We start from the raw sequence: 13,411 nt of genomic DNA on the forward strand, positions 1-13,411 counted from the left end.
CCGCTGCCCCGGGGCTCAGACAGCGCGTTCTTCGGCAAGCGCCTGTGAGACGATGTGCTCGGCGATGGCCAGAGCGCTCGTTGCCGCCGGAGAGGGTGCGTTGCGGACATGCATCAGCCTGGTTGAACCGGTGATGACGAAGTCGTCGACCAGGCTGCCATCGGCGTTCATCGCCTGAGCGCGTATACCGCGGGGCCCCCGAGTGACCTCGCCGAGCGCTATGCCGGGCATGTACTTATTGGCCTCCCCCACGAAAACCCGCTTGCTCAACGCGGTGCGTGTCTCGCGGACCGCCGCTGGAATGTTCTGGGAGGCGAACTTCCAGAACCCCGGGCTGCGCACCACGTCGAACATGTCCCGGGGGCTGAGCCCGAGCCTGCTGTACTGCTCCCGCCCCAGCGAGAGGAACGCGTTGGGTCCCAACATGACCTCTCCGTCATAGCGCCGGGTGATGTGCACCCCCAGGAACGGGTACTGCGGATCAGGCACCGGATAGATCAGGCCATTGACCTGGGCCGCCTTCTGCTTCGAGAGCATGAAGTAGTCACCGTAGAACGGCACGATCTTGGGGAAGGCATCCTCCCCGCAACCGCGGGCGATCCGGTCCGACTGGGCCCCTGCGCAGGTGATCACCAGATCAAAGTGCTCGGTGTCCCCTGGCTCGCCCGGTTTCCCGCGGGCACCCGCGGAGACCCTGACGGCACCGTGGCCGGAGGACGCCGAGGACGCCGTACCCTCCGCGATGCTTCTGACCTCGGTGGATAACCGCACCTCTCCGCCTGCGGCGTCGATATCCTCCGCCAGCGCTTGGGCCACACCGGCGAAATCTGCGATCGCAGTGGTCGGTGAGTGCAGTGCCGCCACGCCCACCGCAGCTGGTTCGATCTCAGCGATCTCCTCCGGACCGATCATCTGGATCCCCGGCACCCCATTAGCGGTGGCGCGCTGGTAGATATCCTTGAGCCGCTCCAGCTCCGCCTGGTCCTTGGCCACGACGATCTTGCCACATTCCTGATAGCTGACCTGCTTGGCACGAGCGAATTCCTGGAGCAGACCGACGCCGCGGCGGCACAACCGTGCCTTGAGCCCGCCGGGAGTGTAGTACAGGCCGGCGTGGACCACCCCGCTGTTGCGGCCGGTCTGGTGGGCAGCGACGCGGTCCTCTTTCTCATAGACGACCACTTCCAGGCCGGGGCTGCGGTCCAGGAGTTCCCGTGCCACGGCCAATCCGATGATTCCTCCCCCGACGACGGCTACTCGGCTCAGGCTCATCTGCGCTCCTTTACGCTCGTATACAGGCGCCTCAGGCAACCGTGGGCTGCAACACACCGGGCGATCTCTTGACGTCAACGTACTCTGGGTTGCATGTTGCATGCAACCCTGTACGATGTAGTGCAGGTCACACGACGCAGCTCACAACTGCGCGGGTGCGAGAGCGCGGGATCTCGGGTTCGGCGGAGGTACGTCACGACGAGTACGCGATCTCCTCGCCCCTCCACTGATGAGATGCACCGTAAAATGGCTTGCGGACCACCGCAGAAAATAAGCTCGCCCCACAAAGAAGAGGAGCACCATGTTCGTAAAGCGTGGACGTTTGACATCCGCAGGTGCCGCACTGGCTGCCGCGGCGCTGCTGCTGTCAGCATGCGGCGATGAGGACAACGGATCCGCTGAGGGCGCCGACGAGGAGGTCGGCGACACCGATGCCGAGTTCCTCACCATTGCCACCGGCGGCTCCTCCGGAGTGTATTACCAGATCGGGGCCACGATGTCCGATGTGCTGGCCGATGAACTCGGCTCAGACACCTCGGTGCAGGCCACCGGCGCATCGGCGGAAAACATCAACCTGGTCACCGACAACAACGCCGAGCTGGCGATGACCATGGGGGACGCTACTGTCCAGGCGCTGGAGGGTTCCGGTCCGTTCGAGGATGACCCGCGCGAGGGCCTGCTGGCGATCATGACGATGTACCCCAACACGGTCCAGCTGATTGCCCGTGCTGATGCCGGCATCGAGTCTGTCGAGGATCTGGCCGGGGCCAATGTAGCCGTCGGCGACGTCGGGTCCGGCGTCGAGCTCAACGCCCAGATGGTGCTCGGTGCCTACGACATGAGCTACGACGACGTCAATGAGGACTACCTGTCCTATGCCGAGGCCACCGATCAGATGGCCAACGGGCACATTGATGCGCTGTTCGCCACCTCCGGTCTGCCCAATCCGTCACTGACCGAGCTGGCCACCAGTACGGACTTCATCACCGTGCCAATCGACGGCGAAGGCAGGGAGAACCTGCTCTCGGAGTATGAGTTCTTCGAGGGAGCCACGATCCCAGCGGACACCTACGATGACGACTCCGATGTCGAGACCGTCAGTGTGACCAACCACCTGATCGTCAGTTCAGAGCTCAGCGAGGACGCCGTCTACGACATCACCTCCACGCTGTTCGACAATATCGATCGCATCCACAGCTCACATGCCGAAGCGGAGAACATCACTGTGGAGACCGCCACCGAGGGACTGGTGATCCCGCTGCACCCCGGCGCTGAGCGGTACTACGAGGAACAGGGTGTCGACACCGGTGAGGGCAGTGGCGAGGACTCCGACGAGGAGTAATCCGACCCGGCCCGAACTCCCCTTCTCGGAGCCAGTGCCGCGGCGGTGCCTGTTCAGTGCAGCAGCTGCCGCCGCAGCACTGGTCCTCACCAGCGGATGCTCGGCTGGACAGGAACCCAGGCTCATCTGCCAGCATCAACGCACAGGCGAGGTGTATGCAGAACTGAGGATCGAACTCGGCTCGATCATCACCCACTCCTGGCTTCACTCCATCGAGCTGTCCCGCTGGACCGACATCTACCGATTCGACGGAGACCGGCTGATGCTGACCAGCACCGAGTTCGAGGAGTATGGCGCAGGAATGCCCTTGGATGAAGGGGACCTTACCTTTCAAGACGGCAAGATCGTCATCGAGAATATTGACCGTCCCTTCGAGGCCATCGGCTGGATTCACTCGCATAGGGTGGACTACCGGATCGGCATCGATGGCGATACCAGTCTCATCGACATCGATGAGCTGCCTGACCGTGAACCTATAGAACTGAGGCCCAGATGAGCAGGGATGCTAGGACTACTGCTGGGGACTCCGGGCGCTCCCCGGAGGATCGTGCCGCAGCCGAAGACGCTGAATCCTCGGTGCAGTCACCTTTGACGCTGCTCCCGGAATCTGAGGAGGAGCGGCGAGCCAAGGAGAAGGAGGCTGCCGAGGCCGCGGCGAAGTACGACGCCGAGTCCCGAATCAGGCAGACGCACTGGAGGCCGCTGGCCCTGCTGATCAGTGCCGTGGCGGTTTTCACCGCCGTCTACCATCTGTACACAGCATATTTCGGAACGCCTCCCACGCTGATCCACCGTTCCTTGCACGTCAGCCTGATTCTCTTCCTGGTGTTCTTGCTGTACCCACCGGTACGCCGAGCACAGGCAAACTGGTGGCGGATCCCCGATGCGGTGCTGGCCCTGCTCTCGCTGGTGCCTTGGCTCTACATCTGGCTGAACTATCAGCAGCTGGTCCTCCAGGCCGGCCGATTCACCGCGACTGACGCGCTGGTCGCCACTTTACTCGTCGTCCTGGTCCTTGAAGCTGCCCGCCGTGTGACGGGCTGGGCCCTGCCGATCCTGGCGGTCCTGTTCATCCTCTTCGGCATGTTCGGCCGCGAAATGCCTGGGCTGCTGCGCCATCGCGGTTTCGACTGGGACACCCTGTCCTACCAGTTCTTCGCTACCACTGAGGGCATCTACGGCACCGCCATCGGCGTCTCCTCCACCTATATCTTCCTGTTCATCCTCTTCGGTGCCTTCCTCGCGAAGTCCGGGATGAGCCAACTGTTCAACGACCTCGCCCTGGCGATCGCGGGTCAGACTCGCGGCGGACCGGCCAAGGTCGCCACCCTGGCCTCAGGCCTGATGGGCTCGATCAACGGCTCAGCCATCGCCAATGTGGTCTCCACCGGGGCCTTCACGATTCCCCTGATGAAGAAGATCGGATACTCCAAGAACTTCGCCGGCGCCGTGGAATCCTCAGCCTCGGTGGGCGGACAGATCCTGCCGCCCATCATGGGCGCGGCCGCCTTCATCATGGCTGAGACCATCGGAGTGCCGTATACCACGGTCGCGCTGGCCGCGATTGTCCCGGCAGTGCTGTACTACATCAGCCTCATCACCCAGATTCACCTGCGTGCGACCCGCCTGGGGCTCAAAGGCATCTCCAAGGACAATCTGCCTGCGGTCCTGGCAGTGCTCAAAGAGCGCGGGCATATGATCCTCCCGCTGGTCTTCCTGCTCTATATGCTGTTCTTCTCCGGCCGCACCATTCTCTACTCGGCGTTCTTGACCATCCTAGTCACCCTGCTCTGCGCCACGCTGCGCAAGACCAGCCGGATGAACATCCGTGAGATCCTGCAGGCCCTGGAAGACGGCACCCGGGCAGCGATCGGGGTCGCGGTGGCTTGTGCCTCTGTCGGGGTCATCGTCGGGGTGGTGACCATCTCGGGGTTCGGTGTCACTCTGGCCTCCGCCATCGTGCAGCTCTCCGGCGGTGTGCTGTTCTGGACGCTGTTCTTCACGATGATCGCCTGCCTGGTCCTGGGGATGGGGCTGCCTTCTATCCCGGCCTATATCGTCACCGCCACGATGGCCGCCCCGGCTCTGACCCAGCTGGGCGTCGAGCCGCTGGTAGCACACCTGTTCGTGTTCTACTTCGGACTCTTTGCCAATATCACCCCGCCGGTCGCGCTGGCAGCCTTCGCCGCGGCCGGAATATCCGGAGGCCGGCCGATGGCCACCGGGGGGGCTGCGTTCAAGCTCGCCGGCGCAGGCATCGTCATCCCCTATATCTTTGTGTACAACCCGGATCTGCTGCTGCGCGATGTCAGCTTCTTCGACGGCGTCTGGGTGGTCGCCTCGGCCGTTATCGCCATACTGCTGCTGTCCACCGCACTGGAGGGCCACTTCATGGAGCCGATGGCCTGGTACCTGCGTCCGGTCATCGCCGCTGGAGCAATCATGATGCTCAACACAGACCTTCTGTATGACCTGATGGGACTGGGCCTGGTACTGGCAGTGCTGGCGGTGCAGATGGTCAAGGCCAAGCAGAACGAGAACCTGAGGATCAAAGCCATCTGATTCTGCAGGTCCACTGCTGCCGGTTCACTCGGCCACCGTCTCCCGGCTTCCCGAGGGCTTATCCGCTGAGGCCAGCCATCTGCTGAACCGGTGGGTGATGCGCACCGGATCGATGAGCAGCTTGGGGATCTCAGCGGCATTGCCGGCCTCGATCGGCACGTGCAGAAACCCTGGCCGGCCGGTGACCTGCAGCAGCCGGGCATACTCTGATCTCAGGCTCTGCTGGTCAGGGGCGCGGCCGGTGGCCCATCCGGCCGCGGCGGCCAGTTCTTCTACGTTGACCTCAGAGGAGTAGGTCGGCAGACCCGCGGTGGAACCATAGACCTCATTGTCCAGCAGCACCATGAGCATCTCCGGCTTGAGGTAGCCGCCGGTGGGCAGGACATTGGGGTTCATCAGCAGCGAACCATCGCCTTCAAGACCCACCACCTTGGGAAGCGAGGCATCACGTCCCAGGGCCAGGCCCGTCATGACCGAACCGACCAGTCCCATGGAGTCCAGCAGGTAGAGGTGGTTATCGGAGTCCTTCACCGAAGCCAGCTCACGGCTGGTGGCCGCACAGGTGACGACGACCGGATGCTGAGCAGTCAGCTCAGCGAGCACCTCCAGCGCCTCAATGCGTTTCATGCTCAGGCCAGCCTCCCATCAGTGTTCCAGAAGGAACCGAGAACGACCACAGGGCGGAACGTCATCTGTGCGTGATTCGCGGCTTCCCTGACCACCGCGCCCCAGTCCTCTGGACCGCTGCGCCGGTCCAGTTCCAGGTAGTGAATGCCGGTCGCCTCCAGCAGTCTCGGCACCGCAGTGCTGATGCTGTGGATCATCGAGTTGTACTCGCCGAGGCTTCCCCGGGTATTGGCGAAGATCAACAGGGGCAGGTGGTAGGACAGTGTCCACGTGGTCAGGGCGGTCAGCGCATTGCCGAAACCATTGTCCTGCATCACGATGCCGCCCAGCTTCCCACAGAGGGCAGCGGCACCGGCAACGCCGACAGCCTCCTCCTCGCGTGAGAGCGGGGTAACTCGTGGTGAGACACCATCGGCCCCGCCGTCACGTCTGACCAACTCCTCAATCACCGGCGCGACGGTCACCGAGGGAATGTACACCACCCTGGCAACATCACTGGCCCAGAACGCCTCAGCGACCGAGGCGGCGTAGCTGATCGACACCTGAAGCCTCTCTTTCCCCGATTCCCCGAAGAACTCTAATGGTCTAGTGACCATACCATAAACCGGTGGAGATGCCCGTCTCGTGCCGCGCCGTGAAAGGAAAACAGTGCACCGTTAGTGTTGGCCCATGGATCCCGACAGTCCCCTCCCACGGCTGACAGACGGTGTGGCCCAGCATCTGCGCGCCATGGTCCATTCCGGCGAGATCCTTCCCCGCCACCGTTTCCCTGCCGAGCGGGAGCTGGCCGCGAGACTCTCGGTCTCCCGTGAGACGCTGCGCGAGGCCCTCAGACAGCTGCAGAAGGAAGGCTATGTGGAGGTCCGCCGGGGACCGCAGGGTGGGGCCTACGTGACCGGACTCGAGATCCCGGCTCAGTCCTGGAGACAGCGGATGCGCCAGGATGAGTCTGCCGTCGATGAGCTGTTCGACTTCCGAGTCGCAGTGGAGATGGCCTCTGCCCGCTTCGCCGCGCTGCGCAGAACCGGCGAAGACCTCTACCGGATGCAGCGGGCAGTCTCGGCGATGGTGTCCGCTGGCAACCGGGACGACTTCAGGCTGCATGATTCACGATTCCACGAGGCTGTGGCGGCAGCGGCACGCAGCCCACGGCTGCAGCGCTCGGTGCGCCAAGCTCGCGGCGAGATCTTCACCCCGATGGACCTGCTGGGCATTCCGACCTCACCACAGGACGATGCCGAACGCCATACAGGCATCCTGGAGGCCATCAGGGAGCGGGACGAGGCACTCGCGGCGGCTCGCATGAGCGAACACGTTGAGCACACCCGGGAGCATCTGCGCAGCATACTGACCGCGTCAGCGGAAACGGGCGACCTAGGCGGACCGCAGGGACAGCGGTGACGTTCATTGCCCAGGATCAGGGTCTCGTTGGCGAAGAGAGCCTCAGGGCCGCTCGTCGGCGGGGTCTTTCGAAGGGCCCGCGGCCTCCTGGGCACCGGCGGCGGGCTGCTCCGGCTCTTCAACGTCCGCCAGGCGGACGCCGTAGCGCGGGCGGCCGCCTTCCTGGAACCCGCGGCCTGACTGCTGGGCCGGCTGCTGCTCTGCCGGTGCAGACTCACCGGCGGGACCCTGCCCGGATGCCTGCTCCTGGGGACCCTGGTCCTGTGGCACCTGGCTTTGGGGCGCCTGCTGCGGCTGACCACCGCTCAGTGCGGCGGACTTGCCCGTGGGGTCGTTCCATGCGTTGAGGCTGCTCACTCCTGCTCCCTGCACCAGTTGGCGGGCCTTGCCTGCCACCTGGACGTCGCAGACCACATCGAAGCTGGTGGCCACCAGCTGGGAGGCGGAGACGAAACCGCGGGTGCCGCGCCTGGCCGCAAAGCTGATCACGCCGATGATCATCCAGATCGCCATGCCCATCAGCACCGCCATGCCCAGGTTCATCAGCGGGTCCTGCGGGGAGAACAGCATCAGCAGCAGACCCATGAAGGTCCCGAAGAGCGCGCCCTGCAGGGCGCCGGTCCCGGCCACCCGCGGGTAGCTGAGCCGGCCGCGGACCTTCTCCACCGACCGCAGCTCATTGCCCACAATGGTCAGCGCTTTGACGTCGAAGCTCTGGTCCGCAGTCAGGTGGTCCACGACTTTCTGGGCGTCCTCGTAGGTGCGGTAACGCCCGAGCAGCTCGCCCTGGGGCAGTCCGCCGGTGTGCAGAGGCAGATTGGCCATGGTTCCCTCGCTTCCCAACTCGATGTTATTACCCATTGTGCCCGCAACTACACTGATGGTGTGTCCGAATCAGCTGCTGCCGAACGCGTCCGCCGCCGGCTCGACGAAGTGCTGGATCCCGAGCTGCGCATACCGATCACCCAGATCGGCATGGTCTCAGGCGTGGAGGTCGACGACGACGCCACCGCCTGGATCACCGTGAAGCTCACCACCGAGGCCTGCCCGATGCGCAGCCGGATCGTCGATGACGTCCGCGAGGCTGCGGTTCGCGCTGAGGGCGTGCGCACCGCCGAGGTGCAGTTGGGGGTGATGACCCCTGAGGAACGGGCAGATCTGAAGGAGCAGCTGCGCGGGGGCCAGGGTGCCAAGGTCAACCCGTTCGCCCAGCCCGATTCGCTGACCCGGGTCTACGCGGTGGCCTCCGGCAAAGGCGGAGTCGGAAAGTCCACCGTCACGGTGAATCTGGCCTGCGCCATGGCGGCCAAGGGCCTGAAAGTCGGTGTCATCGACGCCGATATCCACGGGTTCTCTGTGCCGGGCCTGATGGGCATCACCGATAAGCCCACCCGGCTCGATGAGATGATCCTGCCGCCGGTGGCCTATGAGGTCAAGACCATCTCCATCGGCATGTTCGTCGACGGGGACCAGGCGGTGGCCTGGCGTGGCCCGATGCTGCACCGAGCGGTCGAGCAGTTCCTCACCGATGTGCACTTCGGCGACCTCGACGTGCTGCTGCTGGATCTGCCCCCTGGCACCGGGGACATTGCCATCTCGGTGGCCCAGCTGCTGCCCGGCTCGGAGCTTCTGGTGGTCACCACTCCCCAGGCGGCGGCGGCTCAGGTGGCCGCACGCGCCGGGGCCCTGAGCACCCAAACCGAGCAGCGGGTGGCCGGAGTGGTGGAGAACATGGGGCCGATGACCCTTCCCGACGGCACCGTGCTGGACCTCTTCGGCTCCGGCGGCGGGCAGCAGGTGGCGGATCGGCTCAGCGAGAGCCTTGGTACGCACGTGCCGCTGCTGGGCTCTGTGCCCCTGGACCCTGGCCTGAGACAAGCCGGCGACGACGGCGCCCCGGCGGTGATCTCCGCACCGGACTCACCTGCCGGGCAGGCACTGCATGAGGTGGCCGGTGAGTTGACCAGGCGCCCACGCGGCATCAGGGGCCTCAGCCTGCCGGTGCGCATCGGCTGAGCGGACGGTCCCGGCCTCGGCCCTTGAAGGACACCGGTCAGGTCAGCGGAAGGCAGCCTCGCCGGTCAGTGCCTGGCCCAGGATGAGGGTATGGACCTCGTCGGTGCCCTCATAGGTTCGCACCGATTCGAGGTTGTTGGCGTGCCGCAGCGGCGAATACTCCGTCGTAATCCCGTTGCCGCCCAGGATAGTCCGCGCTTCTCGGCATATCTCGATGGCCGCCCGACAATTGTTGAGCTTGCCCACTGAGATCATATGGTTCTCCAGCGTACCGGCATCCTTGGCACGGCCAAGCTGCAGGGCGATGAGCTGACCCTTGTTCAGCTCCAGAGCCATGTCGGCGAGCTTCTTCTGGGTCAGCTGGTAGCCCGAAAGGGGACGGCTGAACTGCAGACGATGCTGGGAATACTCCAGCGCCGCCTCAAGGGCGTCACGGGCAGCGCCCATCGCCCCCCAGGCGATGCCGTAGCGCGCCTCCGCCAAACAGGAGAACGGGCCGCGCAGCCCCGGGTTCTGCGGCAGAATCGCCTCTTCGGGCAGCCGCACCTGATCCAACTGGATATCGCACTGCAGCGATGCCCGCATGGAAAGCTTCGACTCGATGGCCGCGGCCCGGAACCCCGGGGTGTCTGTGGGGACGATGAATCCGCGCACTTTCTCCACCAGATTGCCCGTCTCATCAGCGGTGGGCGCCTTGGCCCAGATGATGGCCACCTGCGCAGCGGTGGCCAGACCGATCCACCTCTTCTCTCCATTGAGCACCCATTCCCCAGCCTCTTTTCGGGCCACGGTGGTCATGCTCGACGGGTCCGATCCGGCAGTGGGCTCAGTCAGGCCGAAGCACCCGATGACCTCGCCTGCGGCCATCTTCGGCAACCACTTCTGCTTCTGCTCCTCAGAACCGTTCTTGTAGATCGCCGACATAGCCAGCGACCCCTGCACAGACACCACTGTGCGCAGACCTGAGTCGCCGGCCTCCATCTCCTGCATGGCCAGGCCGTACTCGGTCGCTGAACGGCCGGCACATCCATAGCCCTGCAGGTGCATCCCGAAGAGCCCCAGCTCCGCCATCTCCGGCAGCAGCTGAAGCGGAAGCACGGCGTTCTCATACCACTGGGCGATATCGGGACGCACCCGGCGGTCCACGAACTCCGCCACCTGGTCCCGCACGCGCAACTCCTCGGCAGTGAACTGCGATTCGATGTTCAGCAGGTCGGTCGGATGCTTGGTCATATCGGCTCCTTCTCAGCAGACACCTAGAACAATGCGTTCAGTCTGCTGCCTGGCCACATCTCGCCCCATCATTCATGCATAATTCGCATCAGTACTGATGATTTTGCGGCTCAATGCACTACTTCCGACGCCTCAGTGCGCAGAATGTCAGCTATGATGTCATCGCTGCACTCGGGCCTCGGCACCGTGGGCCACCGGGGGGTGAAGATTCTTAGCCACACTGACCACTTCGCTCAGCGCCGGGCTCCAGCCATCGCGCAGCCAGATCAGCCGCACCGGCAGCGGAGGCGGAGATTCCGCGATCTCTCGGAAGACCACCCCAGGGGCGTAGATATGATCCTGGACGCTGGACTGGGTCATGGCCACTCCGTAGCCCGAGGCCACAAGGACCATCGACGTGGCCGAGTCCGGGGCGATCTGGGTGATCTTCGGGACGAAACCTGCCTGTGCGGCCAGCATATGCAGTCTCTGCGGCAGTGCAGCACCGGGGCCGCTGGGCAGCACCACCCAGGAGTCGCGCTCAAGCTCTTTGACCGATACTGCCGCCCGCCGGGAAAGCCGGTGGCCCTCGGGCAGCGCCAGCACGAGCTTCTCCTGGGCGATCACCCGCGAGGTCACCTGTGCCGGCAGCGCATCCCAGCGTCCCAGCGCAATGTCCAGCTCCCCGTCACAGACCTGTTTCAGCCCGGCATGGGAGAGCACCGAGGAGATCAGCTCCAGCCGCAGCCCCGGAAGCCGGCGCCGGATCTCGCGGGCCAGAGAGCCCACCACATGGTTGGTGGAGGGGCTGGCGAATCCAAGCCTGACCCGCCCCGTCCTGCCCTGTGTGGCCGCAGCGACGATATCAGCGGACCGGTCAGCCATCGTCAGCATCTCCTGGGCATGCGGCAGCAGAGCTTCACCTGCGGCGGTGAGCGCCACCGACCGCGTGGTCCGCTCCAGCAGCTGGCTCTGCAGGCCTCGCTCCAGCTGCGCCAAAGACCGGCTCAACGTCGACTGGGAGACGCGCAGCCGCTCAGCGGCGCGGCCGAAGTGAAGCTCCTCCGCCACGGCGACGAATGCCCGGGCCTGCTGTATCTCCACACCGCCATCCTAGGCCGGTCCCGCCGCTTTATGCGCCGGTCCCCCGAACCGCCTACCAGAAAAGGAGCACGCCCCGATGAACCACACCCTGCCGACTGACCCGAGCACCACCGCCGGGCCCCTTGCCGGCGTCGTCGTGCTGGATCTCTCCCGCGTGCTGGCCGGCCCCTATGCCACGATGCTGCTGGCCGACCTCGGCGCAACTGTCATCAAAGTCGAATCTCCCCACGGTGATGAGACCCGGACGTGGCGTCCGCCGGAGAGTGATGGGCACTCGACGTATTTTCAAAGCGTGAACCGCAATAAGTGGTCCATCGCCCTGGACCTCAGCGATCCTGAGGATCGGGAGACGGCCGAGCGGATCCTAGCCCGGGCAGATGTCCTGGTCGAGAACTTCAAACCCGACGGCCTGACACGCTTTGAACTCGACTTCAGCTCTGTGCACTCCCGCCATCCCGCAGTGATCTATGCTTCCCTCTCCGGATTCGGCGATGAGGGCCTGGGGGCTGCGCTGCCCGGCTATGACGTGCTGGTCCAGGGCGCCTCCGGGCTGATGCATGTCACCGGCGAGGCTGAAGGCGGTCCCACCAAAGCAGGCGTCGCAGTCTGCGATGTGATCGCCGGGCTGCACCTTCAGGGGGCTGTTCTGGCAGCGCTGTATGAACGCACCCGTTCCGGACAGGGCCAGCACGTCAAGGCCGACCTGCTTTCCTCCATGCTCTCCGGCCTGGTCAACCAGACCTCTGCTGCGGTCAACACCGGGGTGTCACCGCACCGCATGGGCAATGAGCATCCCAGCCTGTTCCCCTACGGGCCGTTCGCCACAGGCGATGGTCAGATGATCATCGCCTGTGGCAATAACGGACAGTTCACCCGGCTCTGCACGGCCCTCGGCTGTGCGGAGGCGGCAACGGATCCTCGGTGGACGCAGATGGCCGGTCGCAACGAGCACCGCCACCAACTGCGCCAGCTGCTGGAGGCGTGCCTGAGCTCCCAGACAACCGACTATTGGACCGATGCGCTGCAGACAGCAGGTGTCCCCTGCGCGCCGATCAACGATGTGGCGCAGAGCCTCGACTACGCCGAGCACCTGGGCCTGGTACCACGGATCAGGCTGACACGTGACGACGGCACTGAGTCGGCCTCCATCGCCCATCCTGTGAAGTGGTCCCGCTCACGCGTCAGCTACCGGAACGCCCCACCCCGGCTGGACGAACACCGTCATCACATCCTGAACTGGCTCACCGCGCAGGGCCACTAGGTGCTGCGCCTCAGGTGGCCTCGGCGTCGAAGGGCGCGCGCTGACTCTGCAGAGGATCCTCGTCCTCCTGCCCAGACGAGTCAGCGGCTGTGCTCGCCCCGGCGGCTGCCGCTCCGGCCACTCCCGCCGCCACTGCTCCACGATGTTGGGCGCCGCCGCCGAACAGTTCAAGCGGATCCACCGGTTTGCTGCGCCCGCTGCGCGGCATTCCGCTGCGCTGGGGGGACGTCCGGGAGGCGCCGGGGAAGGCGACGTCGTCCATCTCCTCGGCCAGGGCCTCCCGGATGATCCGGCGCGGATCATACTGACGGGGATCGTACTTCTGCCAGTCGACGTCGTCGAAGTCGGTGCCGGTCTCATCCTTGAACCGGACTTTGGCGTCATCAGCCCAGTGCCGGGCCCTCTTCGTCCATCGCGCAAGGGCCTGGGCGTACTGGGGCAGCCGCTCCGGCCCGAGCAGGACCAGTGCCAGTACGACGAGGATGACGAACTGGTAGACGTTGATGGGGGGCACAGGACAACTTTACCGTGCTGTCTAGTCCCGCGGGCGAGGAAACCCCGCCACGCTCTCGGCCGGCTGACGCCGGCCATCACGCCTGCTAGTCCCGCGGGCG

13 protein-coding genes are annotated in these 13,411 nt (G+C 65.0%); 6 read left to right on the top strand and 7 right to left on the bottom strand.

Annotated elements, in window-relative coordinates; translation table 11 throughout:
- Positions 1-15: 15 nt before the first annotated feature.
- Positions 16-1,272: an L-2-hydroxyglutarate oxidase gene (gene lhgO / locus DVO78_RS03610; protein WP_120003447.1), complete on the bottom strand. Its 1,257-nt coding sequence runs from the start codon at positions 1,270-1,272 to the stop codon at positions 16-18.
- Between the two features lie 301 nt (positions 1,273-1,573).
- Here lhgO and DVO78_RS03615 point away from each other — a divergent pair, with 301 nt between their 5' ends.
- The 3 genes from DVO78_RS03615 (at position 1,574) to DVO78_RS03625 (ending at position 5,176) form a co-directional block, all read left to right on the top strand.
- Positions 1,574-2,614, top strand: coding sequence for a TAXI family TRAP transporter solute-binding subunit (locus tag DVO78_RS03615; RefSeq protein WP_120003448.1), 1,041 nt, complete (start codon positions 1,574-1,576; stop codon positions 2,612-2,614).
- 151 nt (positions 2,615-2,765) lie between these two features.
- On the top strand, positions 2,766-3,110 hold the full coding sequence (locus DVO78_RS17445; protein WP_157983844.1) for a DUF1850 domain-containing protein: 345 nt from the start codon (positions 2,766-2,768) through the stop codon (positions 3,108-3,110).
- Positions 3,107-5,176, top strand: a complete 2,070-nt coding sequence (locus DVO78_RS03625; RefSeq protein WP_120003450.1) for a TRAP transporter permease — start codon at positions 3,107-3,109, stop codon at positions 5,174-5,176. The genes DVO78_RS17445 and DVO78_RS03625 overlap by 4 nt, the downstream gene beginning before the upstream one ends.
- 24 nt (positions 5,177-5,200) lie before the next feature.
- Here the strand turns inward: DVO78_RS03625 and DVO78_RS03630 are convergent, their stop codons facing one another.
- Entirely contained in the window at positions 5,201-5,803 is a 603-nt protein-coding gene (locus DVO78_RS03630; RefSeq protein ID WP_120003451.1) for a thiamine pyrophosphate-dependent enzyme, read from the bottom strand.
- 2 nt (positions 5,804-5,805) lie between these two features.
- Positions 5,806-6,399, bottom strand: coding sequence for a thiamine pyrophosphate-binding protein (locus DVO78_RS03635; RefSeq protein WP_120003452.1), 594 nt, complete (start codon positions 6,397-6,399; stop codon positions 5,806-5,808).
- 73 nt (positions 6,400-6,472) lie between these two features.
- On the opposite strand from DVO78_RS03635, the gene DVO78_RS03640 reads away from it, so the two are divergent.
- Positions 6,473-7,204 carry a FadR/GntR family transcriptional regulator gene (locus DVO78_RS03640; RefSeq protein WP_120003453.1) on the top strand — a complete coding sequence of 244 codons (732 nt, stop codon included), beginning with the start codon at positions 6,473-6,475 and terminating at the stop codon, positions 7,202-7,204.
- Positions 7,205-7,246: 42 nt separating this feature from the next.
- Here DVO78_RS03640 and DVO78_RS03645 read toward each other — a convergent pair whose 3' ends face one another.
- Positions 7,247-8,029: a YflT domain-containing protein gene (locus DVO78_RS03645; protein ID WP_120003454.1), complete on the bottom strand. Its 783-nt coding sequence runs from the start codon at positions 8,027-8,029 to the stop codon at positions 7,247-7,249.
- Positions 8,030-8,089: 60 nt separating this feature from the next.
- Between DVO78_RS03645 and DVO78_RS03650 the strand changes: the two genes are divergently transcribed.
- Positions 8,090-9,220 carry an Mrp/NBP35 family ATP-binding protein gene (locus DVO78_RS03650; RefSeq protein WP_238385125.1) on the top strand — a complete coding sequence of 377 codons (1,131 nt, stop codon included), beginning with the start codon at positions 8,090-8,092 and terminating at the stop codon, positions 9,218-9,220.
- 42 nt (positions 9,221-9,262) lie between these two features.
- Here DVO78_RS03650 and DVO78_RS03655 read toward each other — a convergent pair whose 3' ends face one another.
- Positions 9,263-10,453: an acyl-CoA dehydrogenase family protein gene (locus DVO78_RS03655; protein ID WP_120003455.1), complete on the bottom strand. Its 1,191-nt coding sequence runs from the start codon at positions 10,451-10,453 to the stop codon at positions 9,263-9,265.
- A gap of 159 nt (positions 10,454-10,612) precedes the next feature.
- Positions 10,613-11,536, bottom strand: a complete 924-nt coding sequence (locus tag DVO78_RS03660; protein ID WP_120003456.1) for a LysR family transcriptional regulator — start codon at positions 11,534-11,536, stop codon at positions 10,613-10,615.
- Between the two features lie 76 nt (positions 11,537-11,612).
- Here DVO78_RS03660 and DVO78_RS03665 point away from each other — a divergent pair, with 76 nt between their 5' ends.
- On the top strand, positions 11,613-12,797 hold the full coding sequence (locus tag DVO78_RS03665) for a CaiB/BaiF CoA transferase family protein (RefSeq protein ID WP_120003457.1): 1,185 nt from the start codon (positions 11,613-11,615) through the stop codon (positions 12,795-12,797).
- 10 nt (positions 12,798-12,807) lie between these two features.
- On the opposite strand, the gene DVO78_RS03670 is transcribed toward DVO78_RS03665, so the two are convergent.
- Positions 12,808-13,311: a twin-arginine translocase TatA/TatE family subunit gene (locus DVO78_RS03670; protein ID WP_120003458.1), complete on the bottom strand. Its 504-nt coding sequence runs from the start codon at positions 13,309-13,311 to the stop codon at positions 12,808-12,810.
- Positions 13,312-13,411 lie beyond the last annotated feature (100 nt).

This window comes from Nesterenkonia muleiensis (genome assembly GCF_003600155.1).
Classification (GTDB): domain Bacteria; phylum Actinomycetota; class Actinomycetes; order Actinomycetales; family Micrococcaceae; genus Nesterenkonia; species Nesterenkonia muleiensis.